Origin of the sequence: Pseudonocardia sp. N23, assembly GCF_002583555.1 — a bacterium.
Classification (GTDB): domain Bacteria; phylum Actinomycetota; class Actinomycetes; order Mycobacteriales; family Pseudonocardiaceae; genus Pseudonocardia.
This window is the reverse complement of record NZ_BEGX01000149.1, coordinates 44,270-59,876: the sequence shown is the minus strand read 5'-3', so window position 1 is coordinate 59,876 and position 15,607 is coordinate 44,270. Positions and strand designations below refer to the sequence as shown.

General features: G+C 68.8%; 14 protein-coding genes and 1 pseudogene. 8 read left to right on the top strand and 7 right to left on the bottom strand.

The features are described from left to right. Positions 1–347: 347 nt before the first annotated feature. A pseudogene (locus tag TOK_RS30400) lies at positions 348–1,138 on the bottom strand (acyl-CoA desaturase). 131 nt (positions 1,139–1,269) lie between these two features. Further along, entirely contained in the window at positions 1,270–1,536 is a 267-nt protein-coding gene (locus TOK_RS32205; RefSeq protein WP_141566631.1) for a hypothetical protein, read from the bottom strand. A gap of 135 nt (positions 1,537–1,671) precedes the next feature. Here TOK_RS32205 and TOK_RS30395 point away from each other — a divergent pair, with 135 nt between their 5' ends. The 3 genes from TOK_RS30395 to TOK_RS30385 all read left to right on the top strand — a co-directional run bounded on the left by TOK_RS30395 (position 1,672) and on the right by TOK_RS30385 (position 4,303). Then, complete coding sequence (locus TOK_RS30395) at positions 1,672–2,439, top strand: response regulator transcription factor (protein ID WP_256388030.1); 768 nt, start codon at positions 1,672–1,674, stop codon at positions 2,437–2,439. Between the two features lie 347 nt (positions 2,440–2,786). After that, positions 2,787–3,686, top strand: coding sequence for a cell wall metabolism sensor histidine kinase WalK (locus TOK_RS30390; RefSeq protein WP_172457878.1), 900 nt, complete (start codon positions 2,787–2,789; stop codon positions 3,684–3,686). A 65-nt stretch (positions 3,687–3,751) separates the two neighbouring features. Further along, complete coding sequence (locus tag TOK_RS30385) at positions 3,752–4,303, top strand: DUF2231 domain-containing protein (protein WP_098961428.1); 552 nt, start codon at positions 3,752–3,754, stop codon at positions 4,301–4,303. Positions 4,304–4,592: 289 nt separating this feature from the next. Here TOK_RS30385 and TOK_RS32195 read toward each other — a convergent pair whose 3' ends face one another. From TOK_RS32195 to TOK_RS30365, 4 genes are all read right to left on the bottom strand, one after another. After that, positions 4,593–4,835: a helix-turn-helix domain-containing protein gene (locus tag TOK_RS32195; protein ID WP_141566629.1), complete on the bottom strand. Its 243-nt coding sequence runs from the start codon at positions 4,833–4,835 to the stop codon at positions 4,593–4,595. Between the two features lie 399 nt (positions 4,836–5,234). Then, positions 5,235–5,963 carry an ABC transporter permease gene (locus TOK_RS30375; RefSeq protein WP_098961437.1) on the bottom strand — a complete coding sequence of 243 codons (729 nt, stop codon included), beginning with the start codon at positions 5,961–5,963 and terminating at the stop codon, positions 5,235–5,237. Between the two features lie 52 nt (positions 5,964–6,015). Then, a complete protein-coding gene (locus tag TOK_RS30370) occupies positions 6,016–7,338 on the bottom strand; it encodes a HAMP domain-containing sensor histidine kinase (RefSeq protein WP_253258752.1) in 1,323 nt (440 codons plus the stop codon). Between the two features lie 20 nt (positions 7,339–7,358). After that, positions 7,359–8,045 (bottom strand): response regulator transcription factor, encoded by a 687-nt coding sequence (locus TOK_RS30365; protein ID WP_098961426.1) that lies wholly within the window; start codon positions 8,043–8,045, stop codon positions 7,359–7,361. Positions 8,046–8,221: 176 nt separating this feature from the next. Between TOK_RS30365 and TOK_RS30360 the strand changes: the two genes are divergently transcribed. The 5 genes from TOK_RS30360 (at position 8,222) to TOK_RS30340 (ending at position 13,474) form a co-directional block, all read left to right on the top strand. Beyond that, positions 8,222–8,866, top strand: a complete 645-nt coding sequence (locus tag TOK_RS30360) for a DedA family protein (protein ID WP_098961425.1) — start codon at positions 8,222–8,224, stop codon at positions 8,864–8,866. A gap of 253 nt (positions 8,867–9,119) precedes the next feature. Continuing rightward, a complete protein-coding gene (locus tag TOK_RS32190; protein ID WP_172457877.1) occupies positions 9,120–10,163 on the top strand; it encodes a phosphodiester glycosidase family protein in 1,044 nt (347 codons plus the stop codon). A gap of 230 nt (positions 10,164–10,393) precedes the next feature. Beyond that, complete coding sequence (locus tag TOK_RS30350; RefSeq protein ID WP_172457876.1) at positions 10,394–11,026, top strand: phosphatase PAP2 family protein; 633 nt, start codon at positions 10,394–10,396, stop codon at positions 11,024–11,026. A 255-nt stretch (positions 11,027–11,281) separates the two neighbouring features. Then, complete coding sequence (locus tag TOK_RS30345) at positions 11,282–12,328, top strand: ATP-grasp domain-containing protein (protein ID WP_141566627.1); 1,047 nt, start codon at positions 11,282–11,284, stop codon at positions 12,326–12,328. 441 nt (positions 12,329–12,769) lie between these two features. Beyond that, complete coding sequence (locus TOK_RS30340) at positions 12,770–13,474, top strand: FkbM family methyltransferase (RefSeq protein WP_172457875.1); 705 nt, start codon at positions 12,770–12,772, stop codon at positions 13,472–13,474. 1,228 nt (positions 13,475–14,702) lie between these two features. Here TOK_RS30340 and TOK_RS30335 read toward each other — a convergent pair. Further along, positions 14,703–15,596 (bottom strand): M56 family metallopeptidase, encoded by an 894-nt coding sequence (locus TOK_RS30335; protein ID WP_172457874.1) that lies wholly within the window; start codon positions 15,594–15,596, stop codon positions 14,703–14,705. Positions 15,597–15,607 lie beyond the last annotated feature (11 nt).

The following is a 15,607-nucleotide window of genomic DNA, read 5'->3' as shown; positions in this document are numbered from 1 at the left end:
TCCAGACACAGCGAGGCTTGACGATGCGCGTTCGGGCACGGGCCGCCCGAACGCCCCGCCGCCCTGACTGGCCCACTCGATAAGCTCGGTGGGATGCCTGGAGCTGCTGGAGGGGGCCGGCCATTTCGCCCATTCCGAGCATCCCACTGTCTGCGCCGCAGACCCTGCTCGACTTCATCGCCACCAGCCGACCCGCCCGGGCCGATCTCCGTTCTCTGCGCCGGACACTGCGTCGACCCCGGCCGGGCAGCGCTGCAGCCCTGCATGCCTCACCCGCGTGACGGCTCGGCTCGGCCGGACCTCGGTCAGGACCGCGCAGCGAGCCGGGCGAGGCGGGTGCGGGTGGGTCAGCGCACCTGATGGGCCCAGCCGAGCTTCTCGAATACCCAGATGACGCGGGCGGAGATGTCGACCTGGCCCGGACCCACGCCGTGGCGGGCACACGTCGGGTCGGCGTGGTGGAGGTTGTGCCAGGACTCGCCCATCGACAGGATCGCCAGCGGCCACACGTTCGTGGCCTTGCCGGGTGCGGTCCACGGCCGGTCGCCGATCATGTGGCAGATCGAGTTGATCGACCAGGTGACGTGGTGTAGCACCGCGACGCGGGCGAGCTCGGCCCAGAAGAACGCCGTCAGCGCTCCCCACCACGACAGGGTCGCGAGCCCCCGATCAGCGCCGGGGTGAGGAGGGTGACCACGGTCCACAGCGGGAACTGGCGTCCGATGCGGGCCAGGTCGCGGTCGGCGAGCAGGTCCGGCACGAACCGGTCCGGGTTGGTGGTGCGACGGTCGAACAGCCAGCCCAGGGGGGCGTGGAAGAAGCCCCTGGCCAGGCCGGCCGGGCTGGTGCCGTGCAGCCACGGCGAGTGCGGGTCGCCCTCCTTGTCGGCGAAGGCGTGGTGGCGTCGGTGGTCGGCCACCCAGGTGATGACGTCGCCCTGCATCGCCATGCTCCCGGCGATGGCCAGGCCGTTGCGCAGCCCGCGGCGGGATTCGAACGAACGGTGTGTGAGCAGCCGGTGGAAGCCGACGGTCATTCCGAGGCAGGTCAGGAGATAGAACCCGGCGGCCAGGCCCACGTCCAGCCACGACAGGCCCCACCCCCACGCCAGCGGCACCGCCGTGGCGAGGGCGAGCATCGGGACCGCGGTGAACGCGTACACGAGCCAGGCCTGGCCGCGGGGCCGGGGATCACCGTGTACCGGCTTCGCCGCTGCAGAGGCAGCTGGAGGCGCTGACGCCGTGCGTTCGCGCAGGGACGTGGATGGGGTCACGAACAACACTGCTCCTTATCGAGGAGAACACAGCCGCATTCGCGCTGTGGGCGTTCTGTCGAGGTCAGGAGCGATCGAGCAGCAGGCTCGATCGTGTCGGCGGCGGCGTTGGGGGTCTGGGCGCCGGCGGGACTCTGCGCGAGCACGAACGCGGCGAGCGCGGTGGCCGCGACACCACCGACCGCTGTCCGGGTCGTGACCGTCGAGGCGCGGCGCAGGCCCCGGTCACGGGCGTCGGCGCGGATGCGTTGTGACTCGTTCACGCGCCCCACCCAACTCCGGTGGTCTTGGAGAATTCTGGGTATCACTGCACCCGGCTGGCATCTGAGGTCGGCGCGTGCAGGTCTGCTGGGGTGAGCGAGGTGGCGCGGCGTCCGACGCGGTCCATGATGGCCGCCGTGACCACTGAACCCGGACATGACGTCGCCGCGCACATCGGCCAGCCGCGGGTGCTGCTCGTCGAGGACGAGGTGGAGCTGGCGGGGATGCTGGCCGGGCTGTTCCGGGAGGAGGGCTATGTCGTCGACGTCGCGCCAGACGGGCACACCGGCCTGCACTACGGGCTGACCCGGGCCTACGACGTAGCGGTGCTGGACCGCGGGCTGCCGGCCGTCGAGGGGCTGGACCTGCTGGGGCGGTTGCGCCGCAGCGGGGTGACGACGCCGGTCTTGGTGCTCTCGGCGCTGGGTAACCCGGCGGATCGGGTGGCGGGGCTGGACGCGGGTGCGGAGGACTACCTGACCAAGCCGTTCGACGTCGACGAGCTGCTGGCGCGGATGCGGGCGCTGCGGCGTCGCCATCTCGACACGGCCCGGACGCTGCCGGTCGGCGCCGCCCGGCTGGATCTGGACGCGCGCGAGGTCGTTGCGGGTCCGACGCGGACGGGGTTGTCGCAGCGCGAGTGCGACCTGCTCACAGCGTTGGCGGCGCGGCCGCGGCAGGTGTTCGGGCGGGACGACCTGCTGGCGCTGGCGTTCCCGGAGGCGGAGAACCCGGTGGTCGTCGACACCTATGTGCACTACCTGCGGCGCAAGCTCGGTCGCGGTGTCGTCGAGACCGTCCGCGGCCGGGGCTACCGCCTCGGCACACCGATCGTGGAGACAGACGGTCCGGACGGCAGCTCGACGGACGGCGCGGGCGCTCCCGCCGACGGGCCGCTCGGATGACCCACGGTGGTCCTACGGGCGAAGCCGTTCTCGCCCGGCGTGCCGCCGTGCGGCTCGGGGTGCAGGCTGCGGTGCTCGCTGGACTGATCGTCGTCGCGTTGACGGCGGTGGCCATCGTGGTCCTACTCGATGCGCAGCGAACCCAGGTCGGCGCGGCGTTGCAGGAGGCGATCGACCGTGCGGATGACGTCACGGACCCACCTGCGGGCATGTTTCTGGTGTTGCGTGAGCCGACCGGGGCGGTGAGAGCGACCCCGGGGCTGCCAACCGGCGTCGCGGACCCGAACAACCTTTCACTGGCCGCGGACGGAGCATCGGTATCGACGAGGGAGCGCAGCGTTCGTGAGGTGCAGTACGAGATCGCCACGCAGTTGCGTGACGACGGCGTCACCGTCCAGGCGATCCTCGACCTGACGGCCAATCACAGCGCACGCAACCACCTGCTCGCCACTATGTTCGCCACTGGGCTCGCCGGGCTCCTCGTGGCCGGGGCGGCCGGGACCTGGCTTGGCCACCGGGCCCTGACCCCGCTCTCGGGTGCGCTGTCGCTGCAACGGCGCTTCGTCGCCGACGCGGGCCACGAACTGCGGACCCCGCTGACGTTGCTCGGCACTCGCGCGCAGCTGCTGCGCAGGCGCCTACGCCGTGATCCCGACGCCGATCCGCAGCTGCTCGCGGAGGTCGAGGGTGTCGTCGGGGACGCGGGCCTGCTCACCGCGATCCTCGAGGACCTGCTGCTCGCGGCCGACCCGTTGGGCGTGCGGCCCCGCGAGCCGATGGACCTGGCCGAGCTGTGCCGCGACGTGCTCGCCGCTGCGGCAGCCGACGCCGAGGACCGAGGCATCGAGTTGCGGCTCGTCGTCGAAGGAGCCGTGCGAGCCGTCGGATCCGCGGCGGCGATGCGTCGGGCGGTCACCGCGCTGATCGACAACGCCCTGCGGCACGCGACCCACACCGTCGACGTCAGGGTGCGCTCCGAGGGTGCCACCGCCGCCCTCGAGGTCGCCGATGACGGGAGCGGCGTCGATCCGACGGTGGCGCCTCGGCTGTTCGAACGGTTTGCCACGGCCGCTCGGGCGGGGGAGTCGGGTGAGCGTCGCTACGGTCTCGGCCTCGCCCTCGTGGCGGAGATCGCAGCCGCCCACGAAGGCCGGGTGACACTCCTGGACACCACCGGCGGCGCCACGTTCCGGCTCTCAATCCCCGCCGCCGCCGACCCGTCTGCACGGCCTCCAAGGAAACTCTGAGATTGCGTCGCGACGATCGGAGTCGTACCTGACCGACTGCGGAAGGCCGATCGTTGCCCACGTTCATGTTCGGACTTCCGCTGCACCCCTTGGTGGTCCACGCGGTCGTCGTGTTGGTCCCGGCGGCCGTGATCGGATCGGTGCTGGTCGCGGTGCAGCCGCGCGTCCGTGCCCGGTGGGCATGGCCGGTCGTCGTGCTCACCACCATCGCGACGCTCGCCATCCCCGTCGCCACCAGCACCGGGGAAGGCCTGCAACACAACATTCCCCGCACCCCGGCGATCCAGGCGCACGTCGAGCTGGGGGACCAGCTGCTGGTCTTCGTCGCCGCGATGCTGGTGTGCGTGGCGGCACTCGTGGTGCTTGACCGCATGCACCGCCGTCCCACCGCGGACGCGACGCTGGCCGCACACCGGGCCGGACCCGGCACCATGGCCGCGCCGCGGATCCGTGATGGTCAGGCCCGGGTCGCCGCTCTCGTGCTGGCCGTGCTCACGGTCGTGCTCGCGCTGGTGTCGGCGGTACAGGTCGTCCGCATCGGCGACAGTGGCGCCCGCGCCGCGTGGGGGAGTCTCCAGTACGCGCCGCAGCCACGGCCGGTCGGACCTGCAGGGTGAGCACCCCGTGGAGTCCACGCTGGCGTCCCAATTCACGACTCCAGCGGTGTCAGCGCAGGTCAGGAGGGCGGCGAGACGTGGCCCCAGATGTTGCCCCGCTGCAGCGGCGATAGCGCTTCCCAGGAATCTGCCACGGCCCGAACTCGGCGGGCACGTCACGCCACGGGACCCGCACCGGTGGCGGTAGATGATCCCCTTCGGCCACCCGGCGGCATTCGCGGACCTGACGGCCGCCACGACACGACCAGTCGACGACGGCAGTAGCGGGGCGATCAGCACCCACTGGACGTCAGAGAGCAGCGCAGTCCGCGACACCGATCACGCATCTCCCAACTACGAGCTCCCATTTGGGAGATACGACCCCTAGTCCTAGTTGGCTGAACTTCTTCGGCGGGCGATCGGCCTCGAGTAACTGCCGCTTCCAGGCCGCGATCGACTGCGCCGACACCTTCGCCCGCCGAGCAGCCTCAGCCACGGTGCGCTCACCGGCCAGGATCAACAACACGATCCGGGTCTTCTCGTCAACCGGCAATACCGGCGCTCGGTCTCGCCGTGACGATCAGGGTCCTGCCTGGTCAGACCGGCAAGAAGCGGGGTGCTGCCAAGAAGTCTGACGCGCGATAGACCAGCCGACGGCGGGACTGTTCGCCCTGGCCGCCCGTTTACCGTCCGTTAAGCAGCTGCGTGTCGACTTATAACCGAACCTCACCTATCGTTTGGATTCGGGGAAATCTTTTGGAGTCTGGCGTCAATTGTAGATACGGCGGGGTCGGCCTTGAACAGCGTACGAAAATACATGTCGAATTTGGGCCGCCTATTTGTGTTGGTCGGCGCGGGCAGTTTCATCGTCGGGTTGGCGATCGCGGCTGTCCTCACGGCAGTGCTGCTGGTGCTTGGGTGACCGCCCCGCCAACAGCTTTGCGCGCTGACTTCACGGTCGCGAGATCACGCTGTGCGAGACCAGTTCGACCGTGACAACAGAGGAGATCGTCTCCGCAGCAAGGAGGCCGACCAGCACGAGAAGCTGTGTCGCCCCGGCTGCGACGGGGCTCCCGCCCCCGAGGAGAACTCCGACGAATGCACCCGGGAGTGTCACGAGCCCGACCGTCCGGGTCTGATCGATCGCGGGGACGAGGGCTTCGGCCGCCGAGGTGCGGATGAGGAGCAGGGCCGCGTCGCGTTCGGCCAATCCGAGCGACAGTGCAGCTTCGTACTCACCTCGACGGGTCGCGAGCGTGTCGAGCGCTCGGCGGCCGGCCAAGGACGTCGCGGACATGGCTCCACCGATAATGATCCCGGCGATGGGTACGACGGCGATGCCTGTGAAGGGGATGGTCCCAGACGTAAGAACGACAACCACCACCGGAACGGCACCGGCGAGAATGGCGGCACCGGCGACCAGGCCGCTGCGGTGGGGTGTGAGCCGCCGTGCCGACGTCCATGTCGCGACCCCGACCATCACCAGGATGAACAGCGCCGTCGACCACCAGGCTCTGACGACGACAAGGATGACGAGCGCGACAACGCCGAGCTGAACGACAGCGCGAACAGCTGCGACGGTCGTCGCTGCGATCGTGCCGACCTCCCCGACGAGACCGGCGAGCGCGGCTATGCCGACGAGCGCGACGAGGGCAACTGCGAGCTGCCATCCGATGTGCATCACGACCCCCAGCGTTGCGTGCCGATGACCGACCCGGGAGGCTGGGTGGACCTCAGGGCGCGGCGTCACCCGCTGCGGTCCCTGCCGTGAGATGTCGGCCTGCCGGCTCTGCACCCGGTCCTGGCAGGAGCAGGGTGAAGGTCGTCGGCCGAGTGTCCCGAAGTGTCAGTCGCCCGCCATCCGCCTCTGCGAGGCTGCGTGCCAACGCAAGGCCGATCCCATAACCGCCTGGGGATCCGCCCCGGTTGGAGCGACGCGCGAACAGGTCGGGCGTCGGGCCCGTGATGCCGTCTCCTTCGTCGATCACGTCCACCGCGAGTGCCCCGGCAGCGTCACGAAGACGGATCGTGACGAGCCCGGCGCCGTGGACGACGGCGTTGTCGAGCAACACGCCGAGAATCTGCCGGATCGCAGCGGCCGATGCACGAGCCAGCACCGGCCCGGGACCCACCTCGACTTTCAACGCGCGCTTCTGAGTTGCAAGTGTCCGACGCCAGTGGTCATCGGTGTCGTCGATGATCTCGTGCACGTCGACGAGGGGGTCGTCGCTGCGGACGTCGCGCGCGAGTGCCAAGAGGTCCTCCACCGTGCGGTGCAGGCCATCGGCGGAACGTATCGCCGCGTCGATGGCCTGCCGGAGGTCCGCGTCAGGATCGTCAAGCGCGGTCTCCAAGCCCAGGCGCAGGCCGGTGAGCGGCGTCCGGAGCTGGTGTGAGGCATCTGCTGTGAAGGCCCGCTCCCGGGCGACGAGTGCACCGATCCGCTCCGCTGTCGTATCCAGGTCTGCGCCGACGGAGTCGATCTCGGGGATGCCGGCACGTCTGGTCCGGGTTGTGAAGTCTCCATCGCCGAGGCGGCGTGCCCTTCCGGACAATTCCTCCAGGGGACCGGCGAGCCGACCCGCCTGGCGTCGTGCGACGACCCACACTGCAAGCAGCGCGGCCAGGGCGAGCGCCAGCATCATCGACCATACCGCGACGACCTGCAGGTACAGCTCGCTCGATGAGCCGCCGACGCGCACGACGCCGGCGCGTGGGTCGTCACCAGTCACGGCGATGGCGACTGCACCATTGTCGGAAGCGGTATGGCCTGTGTCTCGAAGCGCCTGCCGGACCGGGTCGTCGGCGGTCGTGGGACCGGCACCCAGTATCCGGACTCCGGCGGTGTCGTAGAGTCCGATCTCGGCGTCGCCGGTGCTAGATGAGAGTTCGATGGGGCGATTGCCGGTGATGTCGACGGCAACGGTCAGCGCGGCGACGGTCGCGACCTGGTCGAGCTCGCTGCGCTCGTGATCGGCGAGGTACTTCAGCACGACGCCGGCGAGGGGAAGCCCGAACAGCCCGATGGCTAGCATCGCCGCGGCCACCGAAAGCATGATGATTCGTCGTCGCACGGTCAGCTCGGCGGGTCGAGGCGGTAGCCGTGACCGCGAAGCGTGACGAGCGTCGGCATTGAAGCACCGCCGGCCGCGCTCAGCTGGCGCCGGATGCCGGCGACGTGTACGTCGAGGGTCTTGGTCGAGCCGAACCAGTTCTCGTCCCAGACCTCGGCGATCAGCACCTCACGGCTGACCGCCGTCCCCGGCTGAGACGCGAGCCGGGCCAGGAGGTCGTACTCGCGCGGGCGCAGGTGCACCTCCGTGCCGGCCACCGTGACGCGTCGGCTGGCGAAGTCGACGGTGAGATCTCCGAGGTCGACCGGGGGGTCGTGCCGACCTGCCTCGGCTCGCCGCAGATGGGCGCGAACGCGGGCGTGGAGCTCGGCGAGACGGACGGGCTTGACGAGGTAGTCGTCACCGCCGGACTCCAGACCGAGGACCACGTCCATCTCGTCGTCGCGCGCGGTCAGGATGACGATCACGGCGTCCGGTAGCGCCGGACGGATCTCTCGACACACGGCCAGACCGTCGAGATCGGGCAGCCCGAGGTCGAGAAGGACCAGGTCGAACGGGGCACGAGCGGTCTCGCGTATCGCGGAGCCGCCGTCCTGCGCCCAAGCCACCTCGTGACCGTGCAGCGTCAAGCTGCGAGCGACGGCCGTTCCGATCGTGTCGTCGTCCTCGACGACGAGTATGCGAGCCACGACTCGACCGTATGCAGCGGACGTCGAGAAAATTGGATGAATCGGCCGTGCTTACCGAATGCTTACGGTCTTTTGGCCTGGCCCACGCCATCGGCCACCTAGCGTCGGATCGCGTCGCCCACCGCGGTCACGTCGGTGTTGCTTGCGACACCTGTACCAACCCACGGAGGGGTGCATTGTCGTCCGTTCTGGCTCTCAACCCACTTAGCGCCAGCGACCTACTGTCATCGTTCGGCACGATCGGCATCCTCGTCGTCCTCTTCGCCGAGACAGGCCTGCTGATCGGCTTCTTTCTGCCCGGCGACTCGTTGCTGTTCACCGCAGGGCTTCTGTCTGCCACGGGCAGCGGCGCCCTCCATCTCAGCCTGCCGTGGGTCCTCGCCGCGTCCATTGCCGGCGCGTTGATCGGAGCGCAGACAGGATTCTGGATCGGCCGACGCGCAGGCCGGGCACTCACACATCGCGCGGCGAACTCGCGCTTGCACGCGGGAGTTCGCCGCGCGGACGAACTGTTCGCGAGTTACGGACCTGCGAAAGCAATCGTGCTGGCGCGCTTCATCCCCGTCGTGCGTACCGTGCTCAACCCGGTCGCCGGAGCACTTCGCACACCGGTTGCGACGTTCACGTTGTGGCAGGTCGTCGGCGGGCTCGTCTGGACCGTCGGACTCGTTGTGGCCGGGTACGGGCTCGGTTCGTCGGTTCCGGGGATCGATGCGTATCTGCTGCCGGTGATCGCTGTCATCGTGCTCGTTTCGCTCGCGCCGCTGGCGATCGAACTCGTTCGGGAGCGCCGCCGCGGTCGCAGGACGCCGCCGCCGTGACAGACCCTGCCCTCCGTGGGAACGATATCCGAGTCCTAACCTGAGGGTGGCACACCGGCTACCTGCGGGTTCATACCGTGAAAGTATGACCGCCGCTCGCGACCACCACCCTGCAGGGGCCTCTACTGTCGACCTTCTCGAGATACGGCCCCCCGAGGAGGATCCGCCCGGAGTGCCGCCCTCACGTCGCGAAAAGCGGACTGGGTGGCGGCGCCGACGCCGGTGGGTCGCGCTGCTGATCGTCGCACTCCTGGTGCCGGTCACCGTGTCCTACATCCGCGCGCTGACCTACCCGGGGAACGCCTCGGTCCTGGTGCGCACTGTGGAGTGGGTGCGCGACCACGGCGGCGCGCCCTTGGTGAATGCTGCTGAGAACGTCTATTACCGGTTACACGCTCCGGCCGACGGGCCACCGGACCCGCAGGCGCTGCCGAGCGTGTCGCATCGCGTGCCGAGCTCTGGAGTTGCCCCCGCCGGGTTGCGCACCCTCGTCAGCCCGTCGCTGCCCGGGGAGGGGCAGTGGCAGCAGGCGTCGGCGATTGCGGGTAAGCCGGCATCGGCGTTCACAACCTTCCTCCGGCCCGATCCGGCGCACGCCAGTGTTGTGGCGGGCGTCGCCCGGTTCGACCAGAACCTCGTCGCCACGAGGTTGATCGCCGGGACCCGCGAGCCGAACGGCCTCGGATGGCCCGGGGACAGTCGCGTTCCGGCGGAGCTTCGCGCGTCGTTAATCGCGACGTTCAACTCCGGATTCAAGATGAAGGACGCCAACGGTGGGTTCGCCGCCGACGGCCGCACCGCTGGCGCGCTGCGCGACGGCGCGGCGTCAGCGGTGATCGACACCGCAGGAAAGGTGCGGATTGGTGCCTGGGGCAGGGACGTCGGACCGGGGCCGGATGTGGCCGCGGTGCGGCAGAACCTCGAGCTGGTCATCGACCACGGCCAGATCGTGCCGGGTCTTGATGTCAACGCCGGTGGTAAGTGGGGCTCGTCGAGCAATCAGCTGCAGTACACGTGGCGCTCCGGCCTCGGTGTCACCGCGGACAACGGTCTCGTCTACGTGGGCGGAGCGGGCCTGACCCTGTCCACACTGACCGTCGCGCTGGCAGATGCCGGTGCAGTATCGGCGATGGAGCTCGACATCCACCCCCAGATGGTGGACGCGTTCACCTACGACCACGTCACTCATCTGCCCGAGCACCTGTCTGGAACCCCGCTGCTGCCGTCGATGCCGGGCCCGAAAGATCGCTACCTGCAGTCCGACCAGCGCGACTTCTTCGCCGTCACGGCCCGATGACCGCAATGGTGGTTCTCTTCGCCCAGGACGGCGCCGCGGTCGTCGCGGTCGTCGCTGCCGTGGCGATGGTTCTCGTTGGACACCGGTTGGCCGCGTATGCCGCCGTCGCCGCTGTTCTCCTGGTCGCGCACGCTGTCCTGTCGTCATTCGTCGTTGTCGTCGGTCACCTCGGACCGGTCGGGCCCGATCTCGTCGTCGCCGTCAAGTTGACCGGAGCCCGAAGTCCCGTCGTGACCAACGTCCTGACCGCCGTCACCACGGCCGGCGACACGGTTGGAATGACGATCTTCGCGATCGGCGTGTGTGGGGTGCTGCTGTGGAGACGGCATACGTGGGCCGCAGGCGTCATGGTCAGCGCGGTCGGCGGCGCTGGCCTCCTGATCGTCGCGGTCAAGAACGGAATCGGTCGCCCGCGCCCACCGGAAGCCCTGCGCATGGTCACGGAGACGACTTTGTCGTTCCCCTCCGGGCACTCGCTCAGCTCGATCGTCGTGCTCGGCATGGCGACAGCGATCGCGGCAGAGCTGTTGCGCCGCCCTGGCATAGCAACATGGATCATCGTCGTGGCGTCATTCGCAACGGTTTCCATCGGGGTGAGCCGGGTCTACCTCGGGGTGCACTGGACCACCGACGTCCTGGACGGCTGGCTCCTCGGTGGGGCCTGGCTGACTGTGTGCCTCGCCGCGCTGTCGGAAGTACGTCGGCGGGACACAGAGCTGTGCCGACTGGGCAGAGCCGAGGAACCCTCAGCCACCACCGTTACGCACGACGGCGACGGCCCGCTGGTCGGCGCCGCACTCGGAGCCGGCCGTCGGCGTCGTCATTCCTTGCGTTCGGACGACCGCGCGATAACCGGACGCTAGCCTTGGCCCGCCCAGACTGGGTCCATGCCGTTGCCCCCGCTCCCCTGGACAGGATCTGCCGAGAACCGACCTCCGGGTCGACGCACGAGCGATCGTCGGGTCCTGCTGACCGGTGCGGAGTACACGGGCGGGCTGGCCGCGTTGCGAGGCCTCGACCGGGCCGGCTACGAGACCTGGGTCGCGACGACGGACCAGAGTTCGTACGGAGCCCTGTCGAGTGCGGCGGCGGGGGTGGTCCCAGTCATCGACCCGCGGGTGGACGGCGCCGGATTTGCACGCTGTCTCGCGGGCGCGGCGGAACGTATCGGGGCGAGGATGGTCCTGCCGGGGACCGAAGCCGCGCTCCTCGCGCTGGCCGAGCACAGGTCCTTGTTCCCGGAGCGCGTCGCGGTCGGGGCTCCGGACGAGCAAAAGGTCCTGCGCGCCTGCGACAAGAACAGGTTGGACAGCATCGTCACAGCCGTCGGGCTGACTGTGCCGCCGACCACGAGGGTCGCCCTCGACGACGTCAACGAGGTTGACGTGACGTTCCCCGCGGTAGTCAAGCCGCTGCAGTCGGAGATGCGCCGCGACGGTCGGCTCGAGCGGTTCGAGGTGGTCAGGGTCGCCGATCGGGGCGGGTTGGTCGGCGCGCTCCGCGATCTGCCGGGCCAGGTCGGGCTCGTGCAGCCCTACCTTGCGGGCGCTCTGCGAACTGTGAACGGTGTCGCGTGGGACGGCGAGGTCGTCATCAGCGTGCACAAGCGGGCGACCCGGACGTGGCCACGAGACTGCGGCGTCGTCTCCTACGCGCACACCATCGAGCCGGACGCCGCCCTCGACGCCGGCGTGCGGCGGCTCGTCGCGGAGCTGGGTTGGAGCGGGTTGTTCAACCTCCAGCTGATCGAGTCGGACTCCGGACTGCACGTGATCGACTTGAACCCGCGCGTCTACCACTCGCTGGCCCTGGCGGTCGCCGCCGGCGCGAACCTCCCGGCGATCTGGGCGGACCTGCTGCGCGGTGCAAAGCCACTGGTCCAGGGCTATAGGACCGGCAGCATCTTCCGGGCCGAGGACGACATCTACGCAGTCGTTGCAGGCGCGATCTCGGATCGTCGTCCGGGACAGCTCGCGGCGTTAAGGCCGCGCCCATCCACGACCCATGCCGTGTTCGACGTCCGCGACCCCCGCCCGACCCGTGCCCTCGTATCGCGGGTCGCGAAGGGGGTCGCGAGGAAGCTGACGGAAAGGACAGGGGGCCGGCCCGAGACGTCGGCCGACGCTGACCTCCGGTTTCCCGAACCCAAACCAGGCGGTCAATAGTTCGCCTGCGAGCTCGATTGTTGGGCGCAGATCCACCGTGCCCGATATCTGGGCAGGATACTGACGATCGGAACGTGTCTATCGCTTGCGCTACGACGGCCGACATCTTACTCAGCGCTTGCCTCGCCGAGCACAGGCTGGAGCCAGGCAACCAGACTGGGGTGAATCGTAATGATGACGGATCACGTTCAATCATCGATCAATGACGGACAGCCCGTCCGATTTTGTGGCAGTGGCCCTGGAATCAGGGACGCTGCCGTTATTGTCGTATTACGCGCCGCATTCTTCGTCGTCAACCACACCGTCAGGCGCGGGCACTACACAACGTGCCGCATGTTAGGGACTCTAGCGTCCTCCGGCGCATATGCCGAATTTATCGCACCCGGTGGAGGCCGCTTCCGCGCTCATCCACGGGATGGCTATTGGATGCGGAGCTTGTTCGTGCAGCGACGTTACGAACCCGAACTGCTCCCCATCGTGGATAGGGCCGTGCAGGTGGGCATGCCGTTCCTGGACTGCGGAGCCAACCTTGGATGGTGGGCGGTGATCGCGGGCTCAGCTCAGCAGGGCCCCCAACGAGTGCTGGCCGTAGAGGCCTCGCCCTCCACATTCCGGGGTCTAGCGGACAACAATCGTCTAAACGGAGACACCTTCCGCACGCTGCAGGCAGCTGTTTGGTCGCGCAGCGGCGAGACCGTCGACTTTGTTGAGGCCCGCGAAAGTGCGGCCTCGAGCGTGGCGCAGACGAGCCTTCCAATGATGGTCACGGGCCGTCGTCGGCGTGTTCCGACCGCGACATTGGATGAACTACTCACCACAGTTGCGCCCGATGGGGGGCCTGTGTTGTGCAAACTCGACGTGGAGGGTGCGGAAGTCGCAGCGTTAAGCGCGTCAGAGCTGGTTCGCAGTGGCGATGTCGCTGTCGTGTTCGAGGATCACGGCAGCGATCCGACGAGCGCCACGTCCATGTGGTTCCTCGAACGCGGCTACATCGTACACGCCCCAGACCCCGACGGGACGCTTATGCGCATAACCGACATTGCGACGATTAACGCGTTCAAGGTCGACCCTGCGCGCGGTTACAACTTCCTTGCGTGGGCGGTGGGTGGCGCCGCCGAGCAGCTGTTCGGACCGCAGGTGCGTTGACATCATGACGCGAAGCGACGGCGTTGACCTCGGACCCGACCGGCCCCGATAACCTGCGAGCAGGCGCGCGACGAGCGCGTCGGCCTCGGTAACCGACACATGGACGTCGAAAGGTCGGACGCATCCACTGTGCCAATTGTCCGCCGCGGCACCAGTGATCAGCTAGCTAGCTGCACCAAGATCTGCGCCTCGTGCGGCGGCGTGCATATCCCCGGCGGATCGAGCTGAGAGCGAGCTGGGAGAGTATCGGCGTGATTCGATTCGCGCTCGCGGCCGCTGTTGTCGCGATCCTGTTAGCGATCGTCATGATCTTGCTGATTGGTGGGTGGGTCGGGCTAGCCTTGGCCGGGGGGTGTCTCGTCGTGGCGCTTGGGCTGATGATGTGGTCCGACAGACCCTCCCGCGAATGATCGTAACGGCGATCGGGGCGGCGAAGGTTATGGAGTGGAAGGCAAGCTAGAAGCGGGTGTCCTGGGCTGTGCGCGGTCGCGGTCTGCGTCCAGGTCGTACCCCCGACCCACAGCCATCGGATCGGTACGCGGTCACGTCGTGCTCGTATTCTCGGTCGGTCGGCAGCTTTGCGCAGAGCTCTCACCGTCGACGACGGGCCCGACCCGAGATCGACGCCTGCGGCTCTCGACGTACTCGCTGCGTTCGAAGCTCCTGCGATTTCGTCGTGTGGGGCCCGATGTTGAAGCTCGCGCCCGAGGTGGGCGCCGGCTCGACGTTTGGGGCCGTGAACTCGCGATCCATGGCTGGGACCCCATGTTCACGGCGCTGCGGAGCCGTCGACGGATGCTGGCCGACCTGCGCCGGGCGATGGACTCGTCGAGGCGGTTGGCCGGTCACGCCCCGGTTGTACCGGCGCCCGCTCGGGTGCTGTTGGGGGGCGCCTGTTCGGGCAGCAACGGACGCGGACCTGCGGCCGGATCCTTGTGGACCGCGTGGGGGCGCGACTGGACCTTCACCGCGACCGGCGCGTCTGCCGTTCGGGGTCGTGCGACGCTGGCGGCGGTGGGGGCGTAACGGTGCTGCTGCACGACGCCGACACGGGTCGATGGCCCGGGTCGTGGCGCACACGCTCTCGGCGCTACCGGAGCTCCGGGACGGGCGGCGTGCTGATGGGGCGCGGGACGGGCGGCGTGCTGATGGGGCGGTGGTCGCTCCGTTGTCTCAAGCACGGAGTGGCGCCCACACGGTGACGTGCCAGGGCGCCGCCGGCGAAGTGTTAGCTTCCCGCCAGCTCGGAGGCCTCGACGACACCGTGAAATTGCAGTACGACGAACGCCGCTCCCGCCAGCGGGAGAATAGTGGCCGCGGCAAGGACCGCGGTGGGCCATGGTGAGGTGCGTCGCGCGTCGAGCAGGCACGAGATGCGGACCACCACGTCGTTTCGAGCAACGCCGAGCGAGTTGTGGATGGTCGGTCCTATTTGCGCGAGAGCTGCTTTACCGATCGCGTGAGCGACGACATGCGGATCGCCGACCGCTCGCAGGGCGGCGGCGTCGGCCCAGCGCTCGACGGCCAGGTCTACGCCGGTCGAGACAGGTCGCATTAACGGGTTTATAGCGGCTGCGAGACATGCGAGCTGGGTGAACACATGGTGCGATGAGGTCAGGTGGGCGAGCTCGTGGGCGAGGAGCGCCCGGCGTTCCGGCCCCGTAAGAGCGCGCAGCATGCCGGTCGAGACCACGACACGCCCGCCACTACCCGGAACGGCGAAGGCGTGGGCTCGTTCGCTTTGTACGACTACGAGCTTGCCGGCTGCGGGCATGGCTCCGACCGCCGTTGCTGTCAAGCGGGCCTGTCTCGAGATCGCGGCGAGGCGGACGCAGCCTCGGACGAGTACACCGACGGCGAGGACGGCGGCGGCCGCCGTGAGCACTGGTGGGACCGGCAGGTCGCGCTCGATTTCGGTTGCCGACCAGTCGGCCGGGTGCAGCGCTGGGAGGATCCCGACGCTGCCCACGTAGGCGGTGAGGGCGGCTATCGCGACTGTCGCGCCGGCCACGCAGATGGAGAGGGCGGTGAGCAGGACAGTGGCAAGGGCGGGATTTGCGCGGCGAGCCAGAGCAACAGCGAACGGCCCGGCGCCGAAGCCGGTCAGGGCCAGTGCGGACATGATGAGGACGG